This is a genomic window from Geothrix sp. SG200 (assembly GCF_022808935.1).
GTDB classification, from domain to species: domain Bacteria; phylum Acidobacteriota; class Holophagae; order Holophagales; family Holophagaceae; genus Geothrix; species Geothrix alkalitolerans.
In genome coordinates this window covers 695,091-711,119 of record NZ_JAKZFR010000001.1, presented here as the reverse complement: position 1 = coordinate 711,119, position 16,029 = coordinate 695,091, and the positions used below count along the sequence as shown (strand labels likewise).

Sequence of the window (16,029 nt, the reverse complement as noted above, 5' to 3'; positions counted from 1 at the left end):
TCGACCAATCCCGGAGCCGACATGGCCGCTGAATCCGCTTCCGACACCTCCACCGACCTCGAGATCGAGCTGCCCCCCGGCGCCGCCAAGGGCGCCGTGCGGGACAACCTGGAAGTGATCTGCTTCGCGATGATCCTGATCCTGTTCTTCAAGACCTTCGTGGGCCAGCAGTTCAAGATCCCTTCCGCCTCCATGCGCAACACGCTGATGATCGGGGACCACCTGCTGGCCAACAAGTTCATCTTCGCCGAGCCCCAGTGGGCCTGGGAGGAGAAGCTCTTCCCCATGAGGAGCGTGAAGCGCGGCGACATCATCGTGTTCCGCTACCCCATCGACCGCGACCAGGACTATGTGAAGCGCTGTGTGGCCCTGCCGGGCGATACGGTGGAGATGCGCAACAAGCGGCTCTACGTGAACGGCAAGCTGATCACCGGCCCCTTCGAGTTCCAGTTCGGCCGGAGTCCCGAGGGTCCCACGCCCGGCCCCTGGCCCCTGACCCGGAACGCCGGCGAGGCGGAGCATCCCGTGGGCCTCTGGCGCCATGCGGATCCGGAGGTGCTGGCCCTCCATGACCACAACCAGATGCAGGCCATGAACAGCCTCATCCAGGAAGGCTTCAAGGACAACCTGGGCCCCGTCACCGTGCCGGCGGGCCACCTCTTCGCCATGGGCGACAACCGCGACAACAGCATGGACAGCCGCTACTGGGGCTTTCTGCCCATGGACCACCTGCGGGGCCGGCCCTTCATCGTGTGGTGGAGCTTCCGCGAGGGCGACACGGACAACGACAACGGCCGCGTGCCCGACGGCCCCGCGGACGTGGCCGCCGATTTCATCGACGCCGCCCGCCACTTCTTCACCCGCACCCGCTGGGAGCGCACCGGGACCATCCCCGAGTAGCCCAGCCACAAAAGATCTCCACGAAGGGCACGAATGAATGCCTCTATATTCGTGCCCTTCACGTATTTCGTCGTGTCCTTCGTGGGGTTCGTTTTCAGAGAGTCGCCAAACACCGTGAAGATCCCCCTGCTCGCGCTGCTCCTGGCCGCCCTTCCCCTCTCCGCCTGGGGCGACAAGGGCCACCGGGCCGCCTGCGCCCTGGCCCTGAAAGGTCTGCCGCCGGAGCTCCGCGCCTGGTTCGCAGGGCGCGAGGGCGAGATGGAGGATCATGCCTCGGACCCGGACCACTGGCGCCAGGATCGCAAGGAGGGCCCTCGCCACTTCCTGGACATGGAACCCTACGGGGGACCCGATCACCTCCCCCGCACCCTGGAAGAGGCCCAGGCCCGCCTGGGCGGCGACTTCTACCGCACGGGCGTGGTGCCCTGGATCATCCAGGACCGCTGGCGGGACCTGGTGGATGCCTTCCGATCCGGCGACGCCGCCCGGGTGTCCATGGCCACGTCCATCCTGAGCCACTACGTGGCGGACGCGCACGTGCCCCTGCACACCACTGAGAACCATGACGGCCAGGCCACGAACCAGCGCGGAGTCCACAGCCGCTGGGAGACCGGCCTGGTCGAGCGGTACGTCCAGCCGGAGGCGCTTGCCCCGCTTCCCGCCGAGGTGGACCCGCGATTCCTGGAGCGCCCCTGGGAATGGCTCCGCGCCTCCCACGCGCTCATCCCCCAGCTCCTGGAGGACGACCGGACCGCGGACCGCACCACGCCCACCGACACCCGCGGCCGGGCCATGCGCACCCCCGCCTACTGGACGCTCTTCTGGGCCGGGCAGGGTCCCGTGGTGACCCGGCAACTCCAGCTGGCGGGCAAGCACCTGGGGGATGCCATCCTCAGCGCCTGGGTCGCAGCCGGCAAACCAGAGCCCTGATCGCCTACTTGCTCTCCTCCCAGCGCTTCCGGTCCAGCCAGACCTGCTCGGCCTTGCCCTGGGGATCCCGGCCCTGCCAGTGGAGCTTCCGGGGTCCCGCGGCATCCTTCTTCAGCACGGACACGCCAGGGCCTTCTCCCTGGCGGAGCATGCGCAGCAGGGCCTCGACGCTGGCCACCTGGGGCAGGAAGGGCAGCGGCAGCTCCGCCAGGGTGGCGGCCCGCTGGTCGACCTTCTGCCGGGGCACCCGGAGCCGGTAGCCGGAGGCGCGGTCTCCCTCCAGGAGCAGCAGGCGCTCGCCGAGCCCATGCAGTTCGGCCACCAGGCGGCCGGAGACCGGTTCCATGAGCAGGTTCAACGTGCCGGTCCCCTCGCCGCCGGAGCCGGAATACCCCCAGCCGTACTGGGCGCGCACGGGCACTGCCGGGGCTGGCGTCACATCAGCGGGGGGAACCTGGAAAACCAGCATGATCATTCCTCGTCGTCGTCATCAGGGGTGGCGTCCGGTGCGGGCGCCTGGGCCTCTCCGACCTTCCGGGCCTGCTCGCGGGCCAGGCGGACGCGGAGCTCCCCCAGCCGCTTCTCCAGGGCGGGGCGGTCCGGGAAGACGAACGCCAGGGCCCGTTCCCACTGTTCGGCCGCCTCGGCCAGCTTGCCCTGCTTCACCAGCACTTCACCCAGGTGCTTCCGCACCTCCGGACTGAAGGGGCTCAGCTCCGCCGCACGGCGGAGGGTGACTTCCGCCTCCGCGATCTTCCCCAGCTTGAACTGGGCCCACCCCAGGCTGTCGATGACGTTGCCGTTGTCCGGGGTGGCCTTGGCGCTGGCCTCGATGAGCGAGGCGGCCTCCTCCAAGTTCTGCCCCTGCTCCAGCAGCTGGTACCCCAGGTTGTTCTGCACCATGGGGTTGCCCGGGTTCGTCTTCTGCGCCTCCCGGAGCACCCGGAGGGAATCGTCGGCCCGCCCCAGCTGGTCATAGGCGCTGCTCTGCATGATCAGGATGTCCACGTTCTTCACCGGCCCCAGGCTGCGGGCCCGCTCGAGCGCCTCCAGGCACTTGTCCCAGCGGCGGAACTCGGACCAGATGGCCGCCATGCCCTCCAGATGGAGCTGCTCCAGGACGGCGCGGGTCTCCTTCCGCGAGAAGAAGCGGTATTCCAGGCAATCGGGCGGAAGTTCCGCGGCCTGCTGGAAGAAGGGCACCTTGGGGAATCGCGCGATGCCGTCCTTCAGCGCGGCCAGGGCGCTCTTCCAATCGTTGCGGCTGATGAGGGCCTGGCAGGTGAACACCTGCAGCTCGCCCGCGACCTGCTCCCGTCCCGGGTGCTCCTTGAGGTAGGTCAGCAGGGCGCCGCCCTTGCCCTGGAGAAGGAGCGTCTCCGCATAGAGGGCCTGCGATCCGTCGGCGATCCAGTCCTCCTGGATCTTGCCGGCGAGAAGGGTCGCGAGCCGGGTCTCGGCCTCCTGGAAGCGCCCCAGGTTCATGAGGGCGCGGGCCGTGTTGAAGGTCGTCCGGGGCGTCACCTTCAGGGCTTCCGCCTTGCCCAGGCTCTCCAGGGCCTCTTCGAACCGCGAGGTCTGGAGGCGCACCAGGGCGACGTTCTCCCAGAGGCCCGCCTCCCGCGGGAGGTGCTGGGCGAGCAGGAGGAAGCTCTCTTCGGCGTGGGCCAGGTAGCCCGCCTGGATCTGATCCCGGGCCAGCTCTTCCAGCATGCGGAGTTGGCGCTCGTCGGGGTTGCGGGCATTGAGGGCGAGCACGGACTCGCGCCGTCCCTCGTAGTTCTGGAGGGCCCGCGCGTGGATGGCCGCCCGCTCCCAGGCCGCCTGGAAGCTGGGACGGAGCCGGCCCAGATGCAGCCAGGCCTGAAGGGCCCCCTCGTTATCCTTCAGCTTCTCGGACACCTCGCCCAGCCGGGCCCACAGCTCCGGATCCTGGGGCAGCAGGGCTGTGGCAGCCCGCAGTTCCTTCGCGGCCTCCGCCGCCATGGCCTCGTCCGACTGGGAGAGCTGGTACAGGAGCAGGCCCAGGTGGGCCCGCGCCTCCGCGCTCCGGGGCGCCAGGGTCACGGCTTTGCGGGCCGGCGCCAGGGCGCCTCGGGGGTCCTGGGCCTCCTGGAGGGCCTCGGACAGCCGCAGGTGGACCTCCGCGCTCTCAGGCACCTGGGCCGCCACCCGCCGGTAGATGGCCACCGCGGCGGCGGGATCCGAACCGCCGCCGCGCAGCTGCAGGGCGCGGGCCTGGAGCATCAGGGCCCGCACGTCTTCCGGCGGTGCCGCGGCCAGGCTGGCCGCCAGCAGGACGGCGAGGAGGGGAAGGCGGACGTCAGGCACGGGGAGCCTCCCGGTGGAGCAGATCGACAAGACGGGCATGGGGGGATTCCCAGGCCCCGGGGGCCAGGGCGCGCTGGATCGCCGGTTCCCCGAGGCGGGGGAGGATGCAGTGGATCTCCGTGGCCGGCGCGTCCTCGGTGGCCCCGGGCGCGTGCCTGGCCTTCTTGTCCCGGTGCAGCAGCGGAAGGCAGGCCGACCAGGGGGCGACCATGGGCGCCAGCGGGGCGAGCCGCCGGGCCAGGGAGGCGAGGAAGGCGGCGGGGAAAGGCTTGAGGCCGAGGTCCTCCGCCAGGAGGCAGGAGCCCAGCAGGCCCAGGCCCACCGCCTCCCCATGGAGCAGGTCGTAGCCCGACGCCGCCTCGAGGGCGTGGCCGAGGGTGTGGCCGAGGTTCAGCAGCCGCCGCTCGCCCGCCTCCCGGGGGTCCCGGTGCACCACACCGGCCTTGTAGGCCAGGGCCCGCTCCACCCAGGGGACCTTCACGGGCCCGTCCTGCAGCATCTCCACGGCCCAGGGCGTCTCGCCCTGGATGAGGGCGGTCTTGACCAGCTCCCAGCGGCCATTCTCCAGGTGCCGCTCGGGCAGGCTGGCCAGGAAGGAGGTGCAGGCCACCAGGCGCCTGGGGGAGTGGAAGGCTCCCACCAGGTTCTTGCCCGCGGCGAGGTCCACGGCAGTCTTGCCGCCCAGGGCCGCGTCCGCCATGGCCAGCAGGGACGTCGGCCAGACTTGCCAGGCGATGCCCCGCAAGTAGAGAGCTGAGGCCAGACCCACCATGTCCGAGAGGACGCCGCCGCCCAGGGCCACCACGGTGGCGTCCCGGTGCAGGGGCACCCGGGCCCAGTGCTCCAGCCAGGGGAGGATGGTCCGGAGTTTCTTCTCCTCCTCGGACACCGCCACCCACAGGGCGTGGCTGGGCTCCGGGAGGCCCGCGCGGGTCCAGGCCTCCCTCAGGTGCAGATCGCCCACCAGCGTCCAGGGCCCCTCGGGCAGCAGGGCCGGATCCGGCGCCTCCTGGAGGAAGACCTCGGTGGCGAACCCGATGGGGGTGGCGAGTCTCATGAGCGGCCTTTCAGGGTGGCCTCGGCCTGCATGGTCTGGTCTCCCCGGAGCCATCGGACCACGGCCTTGTCGCCGGGCTTGTGGGCACCGAGGGCGTCCATGAAATCGTAGATGTTCTTCACCGGCCGGCCACCGAAACTGATGATGATGTCGCCGGCCTGAAGCCCGATGGCCTCTGCCGTGGAGCCCCGGGATACCCCGTTGATGCGGAAACCCCGGGGGTTGTCCGCGTAGTCGGGGAGGGTTCCGAAGGCGACCCGCATGGGTCCGCCAGCGCCCGGCAGGACCACCTTGGCGGTATCCGGATCAAAGGCCGGCAGCGTGTCCGCGTCGGCGAGATCCAGGGCCACCGTGCGCCCGTAGGCCGCCAGGGCCGCCATGCCGGCGACATTGATGCGGTCCGCCGTGTCCGTGGGCCGGTGGTACTCGCCGTGGACTCCCGTGAAGAAGAAGAACGTGGGGATCTTCGCCTGGGAGAAGGCCATGTGGTCCGAGCCGCCCACGGCCGCCCCCACGTCCCCGCTGATGGAGAAACCCTCCGGCGCCAGCTTCTTCGCGGCCTCCAGGGCGGCTTTCGGGGCGCCCAGCCCGCCCATCAGCAGCTTCGGGGCGGCGGGATCCAGCCGGCCCACCATGTCGAAGTTGAGCATGAACTTCACGGATTCCAGCGGGTGGGTGGGGTGCTGGATCCAATGGCTGGAGCCCAGCAGGCCCTCTTCCTCGCCGCCGAAGTGCATCAGCAGGATGGAGCGCCGCGGGCGGGCCTGCTTCAACTCCCGGCCCAGCTCCAGCACCAGGGCCGCGCCCGAGGCGTTGTCGTCCGCGCCGGGGTGCACCTGTCCCCGCGCTTCCGCGCCTCCCAGGCTGTGGCGCTCGCCCAGGCCCAGGTGGTCCAGGTGCGCGCCGATGACGATGCATTCCTTCCGCAGCCTGGGATCGCGACCGGGGATCAGGGCCACCACGTTGGGCACCTGGGCTTCTTCGCGGCGGAGCCTCAGCTTCAGCGTGAGCGTGGTCCAGGGAGCGTAGATGAAGTCCTGGCTGGCGGGCGTCCCGGTATTCCGGATGGCTTGGAGGCGGGCCTGGAGGTCGCCGCAGGCGTCCCCGAGGGCGCCCGTCGAGAGGCTGAGCACGGGGATGTCCAGCTTCACCGGCCCCTCCTCCCGCTGCAGGGGCCGGGCCGGTCCATCCTCCAGCACGAGGACCGCGGCGGCCCTCCCGGCCTGCAGGCGCTTCACGCGGGCCAGCAGGCTCCGCTCCCCCCGCGGCAGGTGCGCGAAGGCCTCCGTATCGGGCAGGGTGCGGGCAATGACCACCACGTGATCCTTCACCTCGAGGCCCGCGAGATCGTCGTAGCCGCCGGGGATGTGCACACCATAGCCGGCGAAGGCGAGGGGCTTCATGCGGAAGTCCGCGTCCCCGCTGTAGCCGATGGCCTCGATGTCCCGGCCCCAGACCAGCGGCCGGGCCTCCTCGCCGTGGGTCAGGAGGGCGCCCTGGGCCTCCCGGACCACCTTCGCGACGAACGGGAACCGCTGGATCTGCGCCTTCAGGCCCAGTTCCTTCCAGGTCTGCAGGACATGCTCGGCGGCCTGGTCAAGCCCCGGGTACCCGTTGCCCCGGCCCTGGAGGCCCGGCGAGGCCAGGAACGCCACATCCCGGCGCAGCCGGCCCTCGACCGCGGATCCGGAGGGCGGAACCTGCGCCACGAGGGCGGCGGCAAGAAAGGCGGGAATCCAGGGGCCCATGACGTCTCCGGCAATCTTCTACTTTACAGGCGCGGCCCCGATCCGTCCTGGTCGCGACGGGAATCGGGGCGCCTGTGGGAGAATGGCCCCATGTCCGAACAGGAAGCCTACTTTCAATCCGACCGGATGGACCAGCGGCCCATGCGCCACACCCTGCTCTGGCGCCTGGCCGGCTATCTCCGCCCCCAGTGGGCCGCCCTCCTGGCCCTGCTGTTCCTGATGGCCCTGGGCGCCTTCCTGGAGGTCATGCCCTCGGAGCTGACGCTCCGGCTCATCAACCGGTTCATGGCCCAGGGCAGCCTGAAGGGCGCGGCTCCCATGATCGCCGGGTTCTTCGGAGTGCTCATCGCCGGATTCCTCGTGAGCTTCGCGCGCTACTTCCTGCTGGCCCAGGTGGGCCAGAAGGCCATGCTCGACCTGCGGGTGCAGCTCTTCGAGCACCTCATGGGCCGCAGCACGGACTTCTTCCACCGGAACCCCGTGGGCCGCCTCATGACCCGGGTCACCAGCGACGTCCAGAACCTCAACGAGATGTTCGCCTCGGGCTTCGTGGCCATCGTGGGGGACGCGCTCTCCCTGCTGGCCATCGTGGCCTGGATGTTCTGGACCCATCCGGGCATGGCCCTGGTGGCCCTGGGCATCCTGCCCTTCCTGCTCGTGGCCACGGAGATCTTCCGCCGCCGGGCGGGCGAGGCCTTCCGGGAGACCCAGCGGCGCTACGCGAGCATCAACGCCTTCCTCCAGGAGCAGATCTCCGGCATGGGCCTGGTGCAGGTGAACGCCCAGGAGGCGCGCAGCGACGCCCAGTTCAAGGGCCTGAACGAGGACTACTTCCAGGCCTTCCTCCGCACCATCTTCGCCTACGCCGTGTTCTTCCCCGTGGTGGAGTTCATCACTTCCGGCACCCTGGCGGCCCTCATCTTCTACGCGGGCTTCAAGCTCCAGGCCGGGGCCATCACCTGGGGCCTGCTCCTGGCCTTCATCCAGCAGTCGGGGCGGTTCTTCCGGCCCATCCGGGAACTGGCCGAGCGCTACAACGTGATGCAGACGGCCCTGGCCTCCAGCGAGCGCATCTTCCGCCTGCTGGACAACCAGGAGGAGATCCCGGAAGCCGCCAACGCCAAACCGGCCACCTTCACCGGCGAAGTGCGCCTGGAGAACGTCTCCTTCGCCTACGAGGAGGGCGGCCGGAAGGTGGTCCGCGAGCTGAGCGGCGTCATCCCCAAGGGCCGCCGCGTGGCCGTGGTGGGCCACACCGGGGCCGGCAAGAGCACGCTCATCAACCTGCTCATGCGCTTCTACGACGTGCACGAGGGCCGCATCACCGTGGACGGCGTGGATGTGCGGGAGCTGAAGATCCGCAGCCTGCGCGACCTCTTCGGGCTGGTGCTCCAGGATGTCTTCGTCTTCTCCGGCAGCCTGCGCGACAACATCGTGCTGGACCGCACCCTCGACGAGGCCCGCCTGGCCTCGGTGCTGGAGCAGAGCCAGCTGAAGGACCTGGTGTCCCGGCTGCCCCAGGGCCTGGAGACCCAGGTGGGGGAGCGGGGCCAGAAGCTCAGCGCCGGGGAGCGGCAGCTCCTGGCCTTCGCCCGCATGCTCTACCTGGAGCCCGCCGTGCTGCTGCTGGACGAAGCCACCGCCAACATCGACTCCGAGACCGAGGCCAAGATCCAGTCCGTCATCGAGCGCGTGAGCCACCGCCTCACCACCTTCACCATCGCCCACCGCCTCTCCACCATCCGGGACGCGGACGAGATCTGGGTCATGGACCAGGGCGTCCTCGTGGAGCGCGGCAACCACGACGCCCTCATCGCCCAGGACGGCGTCTACGCCAAGCTCGTGCGGCTGCAGTTCGCGGAGGGCGAGGCGGCCTAAGGGGGGTAGGCTGGACGCCTGGGAGGCAGGATGCGTCTAGCAGCGATCGGGTTTGGGCTGGCAGCACTGGTCGCCCAGGCGAACGGCTCGACCCAGTCCACCCCCATGGAATCTAGTCTGTTCGGGATCCCGGTCGTCAAAGTCCACCTCCTGCGTGGCGACGGCACCTCGAAGGAAGTGCGCATGGTGGTCGACACCGGATCTGAAATGTCCGTGCTCGACCGGTCGATTGGCCCTGAGTTCTGGACTCGGGACGCGGATCTGAAGGGGAAGAAGGTCGAAGCTGTCGCAGCTGGAGGATCGGCCGTAACCGCCGAACCTGTCCGGGTCCACCAACTCCAGTGCGGCCCCTTGCACGCCCGCGCCTTCCGGGCCATTCTGCTCGACCTCAGCTATCTGAACCAGACCATGGACATCCCAGTTGCGGGTCTGATCGGCATGAACCTGCTTCGGGACCAGACCTTCTTGATGGACTTCCACCACCAGGTGATTTGCTGGAATAGCGGCTCTGAGGGGCTCTACTTGCAGAACTTGGCTTTCAAACATTCAAATGGGGTGCCGCTCGTCCGGCTGGACGTCGCAGGATTTCGGCTCGAGGCCGTTTGCGATACGGGCCTGACTGGGTTCCTTACGGTTTCAGAACGGGCGGCCAAGAACCTCCCAAGGCGGACAGTCCCGAGCCCGACCTCAATTTCGGTGACTGTGGCCGGCAAGGAATCCCCCCAGCAGGTCAGATCAATTTCAGCAGCTGTCGGCATCGGCGCGAAGCAGTGGTGCGACCCTTATGTGGAGATCGAGGAGGAGGATCTCCTTGGGTTATCGGCCATGTGGCCCTCCATCTGGCTCGATTTCAGAGGAGCCCAAGTGGGGTTCAAGGTCGGGCCGAACGGGTGCCTGGACGCAAAGCCTGCGGTTCGGCAATCTCTTCATGCTGTCTGGGACCGGTCGGGTGCCACACCCAGGCTGGTCATCCTGGGCGTCAAACCGGGTAGCGTCTACGAGCGGGCAGGACTTCGGGCGGGAGACCGTCTGCTGGCCTTCGGGGATCTGCAGGGTGATTCCCTCAACCTCGCCACGCTTCGGGCAGCTGTGCTCAGTGGAAAGGCTCGGTCGCTATCCATCATGCGAAACGAGAGACCGGCCCGGATCGAACTTCCCGAACCGAAATGATGCTTCGAGCAGAGACAGTCGCCTGGCGTGGTGACGACCGGGCTGCGAAGGTCGGCCACCCTTTTCTGGCCCAGGTACACTGCCTGCATGCTCCACCTCCCGCCCCTCTACCCGATCACGGACGCATCCCGTCCCGAGCCGCTGTCCGCCCAGATCCGCCGCCTGGGCGGGGCGGGGTTCCCGCTGGTTCAGTTCCGGGGGAAGCCCCTGGATGCGAGATCGCAGTGGCTGGAGCTGCGCGCGGCCCTGGCGGACGCGGCGGCGAACGGCGGCTGGCCCTTCATCTGCGTGAACGATCGGGCGGACCTGGCCATGCTTGCGGCCCAGGAAGGGCTCGCCCCCTGGGGCCTGCACCTGGGCCAAGGCGACCTGCCCGCGACCGAGGCGCGGCGCCTCCCTGGACTGGGCGGCTGCCATGTCGGCGCCTCGACCCATGGCCCAACGGAGTGGGAGGCCGTCGACCCGGCCTGTGACCATGCCGGCCTGGGCCCCTTCCGCGGCACGGCCACGAAGTCCGATCACGCCACGCCCATCGGCCTCGAAGGGCTCCGCGCGGGCTGCGCGGCCTTGCGGGCCCAGGGCCTCGCGCCCATCGCCATCGGCGGCCTGGGGCCCGCGGACGCCAGGGCCTGCTTCGAGGCCGGGGCCGAGTCCCTGGCCATGGTGGGCGAGGTCCACCGCAGCACCGACCCCGCCACCCTGGGCTGGGAGGTCCAGCAGGCGCGGTGGCACGTCCGGCCGCCCTTCCGGCAGGGGCAGGGCGTGGTGCTCCTGGGCGGCAGCGGCGCCGGGAAGAGCACCCTCGGCCGGCTGCTGGCCCGGCAGCTGGGCCTGGCCTTCCATGACCTGGATGACGTGATCGAGGCGGATCAGCGCCTTCCGGTGAGCGTCATCTTCGCCGAGCGGGGCGAAAGCGCCTTCCGGGCCCTGGAGACTGCCCTGCTGCCCACCCTCCTGACCCAGCCCGCCGTGGTGGCCCTGGGGGGCGGCGCCTGGGAGTCCCCGGCCAACCGGGAGGCCGTCGCCGCCGCTGGTTGCGCGCCCCTCTGGCTGGCGGAGCCGCCGGCCCGGGCCTGGGAACGGGTGGGACGGGATCCCCTGCGCCCCCTGGCCCAGGACCGGAGCGCCTTCATGGCCCGGTGCGCCGCCCGCGCCTCGGCCTGGTCCCTCGCCCCCGCCCTGCTCTCCTTCGGCCGAAATCCCGAGGATCTTGTCTCCGCCATGTTGAGGGCTTGTTAGAATGGGGGTCTCCCCCAGGAATATCCCATTGGATTTGATCCTTTCCGATCTGCATTCGAACCTGCACGCCCTCCGGGCCGTGCTGCGGTTCGCGCGACGGAGGGCCATCCGCCGCTTCGTGCTCCTGGGGGACCTGGTGGGCTATGGGGCCCATCCGAACCAGCTGCTGGACAAGGTCCGCGAGCTGCGGCCCCGATTCATGGTCCGGGGCAACCACGACAAGGTGTGCGCGGGCCTCGAGCCCGACGGCACCTTCAGCCTGCCCGCCCACATGGCCGCGGACTGGACCCGGGAGAAGCTGCGGCAGGACAACTGGCGGTTCCTGGCGGACCTCCCGGTGGGACCCCAGTGGGTGGGGGATGACTACCAGATCGCCCACGGGTCCCCCGTGGACGAGGACGCCTACCTCCTGCACATGCGCGAGATCAGCCAGGCCTTCGACGCCTTCCAGGGGCCCCTCTGCTTCTTCGGCCACACCCACCTGCCCGGCTGCTTCGAGCTGGACGAGGCCCAGGGCCGGCTGAACTGGATCTGCCTCGATCCCGGCGTCTGGTTCGAGATGCAGCCGCATTGCCGGTACCTGGTGAACCCCGGCTCCGTGGGTCAGCCCCGGGATCGCGATCCCAGGGTATCCTTCATGACCTTCGACCCCAGGCGGAAGCGGCTCCGTCTCCACCGCATCGAGTACGACGTGAAGGGCGCGGCCAAGGCCATCCTGGAGGCGGGACTGCACCGCACCCTGGCCGAACGGCTGAGCCAGGGCATTTGAAAGGCATCACCCCATGGGACACTCCACCTTGTCGGCCCCCGTCCTGGAACAGTTCCTCATCCAGGCCCGCCTCACCAAGGCGGTGGCCAGCCTGAGGCTCCAGGGCATCAGTTCCCGGCTGCTGGGGGACCTCCGCCTCCACAGCTTCCGCCCCGGCTCGACCCTGGAGCTGTCCGGCCTGCATGCCCGGGATGCGATGCCCGCCGAGGGCACCGCTGTCACCCTCACCGTGCTGCTGGGCGAGGAGGTGCTCACCCTGGACTCCATCCTGCTGGCCCCCCTCCAGGACGAGGCCGGCGATCCGCTCCTGCGCCTGGACTGGCCCCACGAGTCGGCGCAGCTGCACCGCCGGCGGGACATGCGCGTGGCCGCGCCTGAGCAGGCGCCGCTGAAGGTCCGGGTGGGCCTGGGGGGGCGAACCCTCGATGCCCTGCTGGTGAACCTCACCGAGACCGGCGTGGGACTCGCCCTCGACGAGCCCCTGATGGTGGACCTCCACGCCCCGGTGGAGATCGACGCGAAGCTGCCGGACGGATCGGTCCTCCACTGCCCCGGAGAGGTCCGCCATCTCGCCTACCTCGAGGGCCAGGACTACCCCACGCGCCTCGGCGTGGTGCTGCATCCGGGCCCGGACATGGACCTTGAGCCCATCCACCGCTTCATCCAGGCGCGGCGCACGGACCGCTCCCAGGGATTCCGGCAGAGCTGAGCCCCCGAACGAGGTTTCAGCCCTTGCGCAGGCTGACCACCGTTCCGCCCGCGCCCAGGGCCAGCATGATCACGGCCTGGACCAGGGTTTTGTAGGAGACGGAGGGGCCGGCCACCGCCGACCAGACGAATGCCACGCCCGCGGCGAGGAGCAGGACGTAGATCCCCAGCATGATCTTGCGGGCCTTCTCGTTGGTCTCCGGCGTGTCCATGGCGAAGAAGCGGTCGTAGAGGACGAGGCCGACGGCCGCCACCACGTTGAGCGCCACGAAGAACAGCCAGAAGGCGCGGGCCGCGGCAGGGCCGCCGGGCTGGCCCACCATGGGCTTCAGCATGGCTCCGTAGAGGGCGCCCCCCAGGCTCGAGCCGATGAGGCTGCCGATGACGCCGTAGAGGAAGGCATAGCCCATGTAGACGGCTTTCTTGTCCGCCGGCGCCACCAGGCCCACGTAGCTGTAGTACTTCGGGTGGGCCGTCATCTCGCCGATGGAGAAGACCGAGATGCCCAGGATGAACACCCACACGTTCGTGGAGGCCGCCAGGCACAGGAAGCCGAGGGTGCCGATGACGATGCCCGAGACCATGGTGGGCAGGGGCCGGATCTTCTTCACGATGCGGCTGACGAGCACCTGTAGCAGGATGATGGTGCCGCCGTTGACCACGGTGACATGCTCGGCGTCGAACTTGAGGGGCACGCCGAAGGATGCGAAGAAGCGGTTCACGGGCGTGGCATCCACGAAGTCGCGCAGGTACCAGAGCACGGACCCGAAGTTCTGGAAGTAGAGGATCCAGAAGCCGGAGTACACCACGATCATCAGCATGAAGCGCGCGTCGCCCAGCACGAGGGCCGCCCCGTGGGCCACCTCCTTCAGACTCTTGGTGTTCTCGGGTTTCGGCGGGTCCTTGAACAGGAAGACCGTGGGCACCAGCATGGCCGCGCAGTAGAGGGCCGAGGCGATGAACACGTAGCGCCACGAGAACCCCTTCAGCACGCTCACGACCAGGGGCGCCAGGAAGGCGCCGATGTTGATCATCCAGTAGTAGATGCCGAAGCCGAATCCGGAGTTCTCCTCCGTGGTGGTGCGGGCCAGGGTGCCCGAGATGATGGGCTTGAACAGGCCCGCGCCGGTCGCCATCACCAGCAGCCCCGCGAAGACCGCGCCGTAGGAGGTGACGTTCCCCGCCACGAAATAGCCTGCCGTCAGGATCGAGAAGGCGAAGAGCAGCATGCGTCGGTACCCGTACCGGTCCGCCAGGGCTCCGCCGGCGATGGGAATGACGTAGGTGAAGGCGTAGATCAGGCTCTGGAGGAAGCCCACGGACTGCTCCGTGAAGCCCAGGCCGCCCTTCACGACCTCGTTCGTGAGGTAGACCGCGAGCACCGAGTTGAGGCCGTAGTAGGCCGCCCGCTCGAAGAGCTCCATGACGTTCGCCAGCCAGAAGACCGGCGGGAAGGAGCGGAGGATTCCGGAGGAGCGCTGGGTGGGCATCCGGGGATTATACGGGACCTTGGGGTTTTCTAGCCCCCGCCCCGCATGAAGCCGCGGAGAAGCTGGGCCATGAAGGCCTGGGCCGCCTCCGCCGGGCAGTCGGCGAGGCGGACCTCGACACGGTGACGGGGCAGGACCACGCTGCCCAGGCGGAGCTCCGCCAGGGGCACGAGCCGGATGATCCAGCGACCGGCGCCATCCGCACCCCGGAAGAGGCCCTCCTCCCCTTCGGCGAAGGACCCCACAGCCCCGGGCAACAGGCGCAGGAACTCCTCCCGGGAGATGGCCATCTCCAGATCCAGGCGGTGGTCCATCAGCCGCCGGCCACGGGTGGCCAGATGGCCAGGGCCTGCCCTTCGGTCAAGGTGCGGGAGTCCCATTCCGAGGCGGCCACCCAGGCGCCGTCCACCAGCACGATGGCGCACTGGGCTGGCGGAACGCCCTGGCGGCGGATCACCTCGCCCACCGTGCAGCCCGGATCCACCTCCAGGTCGATGCGATGCCGCCTTCGCGCCTCCGGCGGCAGGTGGACCGCGAGGGAGGCGAAGAGCTTGAAGGTGATCTTCATGCCACCCGGTGCGCGGCCGCGAGGTAGGCCTGCATGATCCGCGTCGGATCCTCCAGGAGGCGCTGCTTCCAGATGCCCAGGCGGATCCGCCCTTCGATGAGCCCGCGGAATGCGCCCACGTGGTCGGCGAACCCCACGCAGTTGGCGCCTACCAAGCGGTCCCCGTCGAACTGGAGGTTCAGGTAGCGGTAGTGGGCCTCGTCGAGCACCTCGGTGGATTCCCCGCCCGGCACCCCCTGCCATTCCCCGAAGGAGGAAGACACCAGGCCGAGCGTGGTCAGCACGTTGAAGACAAAGCTCCCGCGGAACTGGGCAGGCTTTCCGGCCATGTTCAGCGCGGCGATCCGGCCCTGCTCCACCGCGTTGGGCTGGATGGCGTTGATCCGCCGCTGGCCCGTGAGGCAATCCGTCGCCTCGGCCACGTCCCCCGCAGCATAGATGCCGGGAACGCTGGTCTGCATGGCGGCGTCCACCAGGATGCCGTGACCCACTTCGATGCGGCTGCCCTCCAGGAAGCCCAGGGTGGGGTCCACGCCCACCACGCTGAGGTAGAGGTCCGCCGGCAGCACGCGCCCTTCGCCCAGAGCCACCTGGAGGACGCCCTCCTTGATCGAGAGGCCCTGGGGCTGGGTGTGGGTGAGGACCTTCACGCCCTTGGCCTCGCACCACTTGCGGATGAGGCCGCTGGCGGTGGGGTTCATCATGCGGCGCACCATGTAGCCGCTGCGGACGAGGATGGTGAGGTCCACGCCACGGGAGAGCAGGCCCTCCATGATGATGCAGCCCACGAAGCCCGCGCCCATCTGGACGATGCGGGTGCCGGGGCGGGCCTGGGCGAGGATGGTCCGGGCGTCCTCGAGGGTCCAGCAGCTGTGAACGCCGGGGAGGTCCATGCCTGGGATCTTCTCCAGGCTGGGATGGGACCCCGTGGCGATGAGCAGCCGGTCGAAGGGGAGCTGGCGGCCGTCGCCCAGATCGACGGTGCGGCGGGCCGTGTCAATGCCCTTCGCCCGGGCCTGAACCAGCTGGATCCGCAGGCGCTCGTAGTGGTCGGCATCCTTCCGGATGTGGGTGCCCGCCTCCTCGATCTCTCCCTTCAGCAGGTAGGGGATGGCCATGCGGGCGTAAGGAGGCTCCCCCTCGCCGCAGAGCAGGGTGATCTCCGCGGCGGGGTCGGCCTTGCGCAGGGTCTCTGCCGCGACCACCCCGGCGGGCCCGCTTCCGATGATGAGGTGCTTCAT

At 69.4% G+C, this 16,029-nt stretch carries 15 protein-coding genes; 7 read left to right on the top strand and 8 right to left on the bottom strand.

Translation table 11 applies throughout. The features are described 5' to 3' along the window. Positions 1-21: 21 nt before the first annotated feature. Both lepB and ML539_RS03115 read left to right on the top strand, forming a co-directional pair. On the top strand, positions 22-900 hold the full coding sequence (gene lepB / locus ML539_RS03120) for a signal peptidase I (protein WP_243320545.1): 879 nt from the start codon (positions 22-24) through the stop codon (positions 898-900). Between the two features lie 33 nt (positions 901-933). After that, the gene (locus ML539_RS03115; RefSeq protein ID WP_243320543.1) at positions 934-1,830 is read left to right on the top strand and encodes a S1/P1 nuclease; all 897 of its coding nucleotides are present in this window, start codon (positions 934-936) and stop codon (positions 1,828-1,830) included. A 4-nt stretch (positions 1,831-1,834) separates the two neighbouring features. Here the strand turns inward: ML539_RS03115 and ML539_RS03110 are convergent, their stop codons facing one another. Genes ML539_RS03110 through ML539_RS03095 form a run of 4 tightly spaced genes read right to left on the bottom strand, consistent with a single transcriptional unit; the run spans position 1,835 to position 6,966 of the window. Further along, on the bottom strand, positions 1,835-2,299 hold the full coding sequence (locus ML539_RS03110; protein ID WP_243320540.1) for a hypothetical protein: 465 nt from the start codon (positions 2,297-2,299) through the stop codon (positions 1,835-1,837). 2 nt (positions 2,300-2,301) lie between these two features. Beyond that, positions 2,302-4,161, bottom strand: coding sequence for a tetratricopeptide repeat protein (locus ML539_RS15635; RefSeq protein ID WP_243320538.1), 1,860 nt, complete (start codon positions 4,159-4,161; stop codon positions 2,302-2,304). Further along, positions 4,154-5,218, bottom strand: coding sequence for a 3-dehydroquinate synthase family protein (locus ML539_RS03100; protein ID WP_243320536.1), 1,065 nt, complete (start codon positions 5,216-5,218; stop codon positions 4,154-4,156). The genes ML539_RS15635 and ML539_RS03100 overlap by 8 nt, the downstream gene beginning before the upstream one ends. Further along, entirely contained in the window at positions 5,215-6,966 is a 1,752-nt protein-coding gene (locus tag ML539_RS03095; RefSeq protein ID WP_243320534.1) for a M28 family peptidase, read from the bottom strand. Before ML539_RS03095 ends, ML539_RS03100 begins: the two co-directional genes overlap by 4 nt. A 90-nt stretch (positions 6,967-7,056) precedes the next feature. On the opposite strand from ML539_RS03095, the gene ML539_RS03090 reads away from it, so the two are divergent. The 5 genes from ML539_RS03090 (at position 7,057) to ML539_RS03070 (ending at position 12,731) form a co-directional block, all read left to right on the top strand. Next, on the top strand, positions 7,057-8,844 hold the full coding sequence (locus ML539_RS03090; protein WP_243320533.1) for an ABC transporter ATP-binding protein: 1,788 nt from the start codon (positions 7,057-7,059) through the stop codon (positions 8,842-8,844). A gap of 30 nt (positions 8,845-8,874) precedes the next feature. Then, positions 8,875-10,014: an aspartyl protease family protein gene (locus tag ML539_RS03085; RefSeq protein ID WP_243320529.1), complete on the top strand. Its 1,140-nt coding sequence runs from the start codon at positions 8,875-8,877 to the stop codon at positions 10,012-10,014. Positions 10,015-10,101: 87 nt separating this feature from the next. Further along, a complete protein-coding gene (locus ML539_RS03080; protein WP_243320527.1) occupies positions 10,102-11,253 on the top strand; it encodes a shikimate kinase in 1,152 nt (383 codons plus the stop codon). A gap of 34 nt (positions 11,254-11,287) precedes the next feature. Then, positions 11,288-12,022 carry a metallophosphoesterase family protein gene (locus tag ML539_RS03075; protein WP_243320525.1) on the top strand — a complete coding sequence of 245 codons (735 nt, stop codon included), beginning with the start codon at positions 11,288-11,290 and terminating at the stop codon, positions 12,020-12,022. A 13-nt stretch (positions 12,023-12,035) separates the two neighbouring features. Beyond that, positions 12,036-12,731, top strand: coding sequence for a PilZ domain-containing protein (locus ML539_RS03070; protein ID WP_243320524.1), 696 nt, complete (start codon positions 12,036-12,038; stop codon positions 12,729-12,731). A 16-nt stretch (positions 12,732-12,747) separates the two neighbouring features. Here the strand turns inward: ML539_RS03070 and ML539_RS03065 are convergent, their stop codons facing one another. From ML539_RS03065 to ML539_RS03050, 4 genes are read right to left on the bottom strand one after another with little or no spacing between them, the layout of a single operon-like run. Then, positions 12,748-14,220, bottom strand: coding sequence for an MFS transporter (locus ML539_RS03065; protein WP_243320522.1), 1,473 nt, complete (start codon positions 14,218-14,220; stop codon positions 12,748-12,750). Positions 14,221-14,249: 29 nt separating this feature from the next. Next, positions 14,250-14,534, bottom strand: coding sequence for a hypothetical protein (locus ML539_RS03060; protein WP_243320520.1), 285 nt, complete (start codon positions 14,532-14,534; stop codon positions 14,250-14,252). Then, positions 14,534-14,788 carry a MoaD/ThiS family protein gene (locus ML539_RS03055; RefSeq protein ID WP_243320518.1) on the bottom strand — a complete coding sequence of 85 codons (255 nt, stop codon included), beginning with the start codon at positions 14,786-14,788 and terminating at the stop codon, positions 14,534-14,536. The genes ML539_RS03060 and ML539_RS03055 overlap by 1 nt, the downstream gene beginning before the upstream one ends. Further along, a complete protein-coding gene (locus ML539_RS03050) occupies positions 14,785-16,029 on the bottom strand; it encodes an FAD-dependent oxidoreductase (RefSeq protein WP_243320517.1) in 1,245 nt (414 codons plus the stop codon). Before ML539_RS03050 ends, ML539_RS03055 begins: the two co-directional genes overlap by 4 nt.

Excerpts from the sequence above, each read along its gene's own strand:
- ML539_RS03060 (WP_243320520.1), bottom strand. The coding sequence starts at position 14,534 with ATGGACCACCGCCTGGATCTGGAGATGGCCATCTCCCGGGAGGAGTTC.
- ML539_RS03065 (WP_243320522.1), bottom strand. The coding sequence starts at position 14,220 with ATGCCCACCCAGCGCTCCTCCGGAATCCTCCGCTCCTTCCCGCCGGTC.
- ML539_RS03085 (WP_243320529.1), top strand. The coding sequence starts at position 8,875 with ATGCGTCTAGCAGCGATCGGGTTTGGGCTGGCAGCACTGGTCGCCCAG.
- ML539_RS03100 (WP_243320536.1), bottom strand. The coding sequence starts at position 5,218 with ATGAGACTCGCCACCCCCATCGGGTTCGCCACCGAGGTCTTCCTCCAG.
- ML539_RS03080 (WP_243320527.1), top strand. The coding sequence starts at position 10,102 with ATGCTCCACCTCCCGCCCCTCTACCCGATCACGGACGCATCCCGTCCC.
- ML539_RS03095 (WP_243320534.1), bottom strand. The coding sequence starts at position 6,966 with ATGGGCCCCTGGATTCCCGCCTTTCTTGCCGCCGCCCTCGTGGCGCAG.
- ML539_RS03055 (WP_243320518.1), bottom strand. The coding sequence starts at position 14,788 with ATGAAGATCACCTTCAAGCTCTTCGCCTCCCTCGCGGTCCACCTGCCG.
- ML539_RS03070 (WP_243320524.1), top strand. The coding sequence starts at position 12,036 with ATGGGACACTCCACCTTGTCGGCCCCCGTCCTGGAACAGTTCCTCATC.
- ML539_RS03115 (WP_243320543.1), top strand. The coding sequence starts at position 934 with ATGAATGCCTCTATATTCGTGCCCTTCACGTATTTCGTCGTGTCCTTC.
- ML539_RS03110 (WP_243320540.1), bottom strand. The coding sequence starts at position 2,299 with ATGCTGGTTTTCCAGGTTCCCCCCGCTGATGTGACGCCAGCCCCGGCA.
- ML539_RS03090 (WP_243320533.1), top strand. The coding sequence starts at position 7,057 with ATGTCCGAACAGGAAGCCTACTTTCAATCCGACCGGATGGACCAGCGG.
- ML539_RS03050 (WP_243320517.1), bottom strand. The coding sequence starts at position 16,029 with ATGAAGCACCTCATCATCGGAAGCGGGCCCGCCGGGGTGGTCGCGGCA.
- lepB (WP_243320545.1), top strand. The coding sequence starts at position 22 with ATGGCCGCTGAATCCGCTTCCGACACCTCCACCGACCTCGAGATCGAG.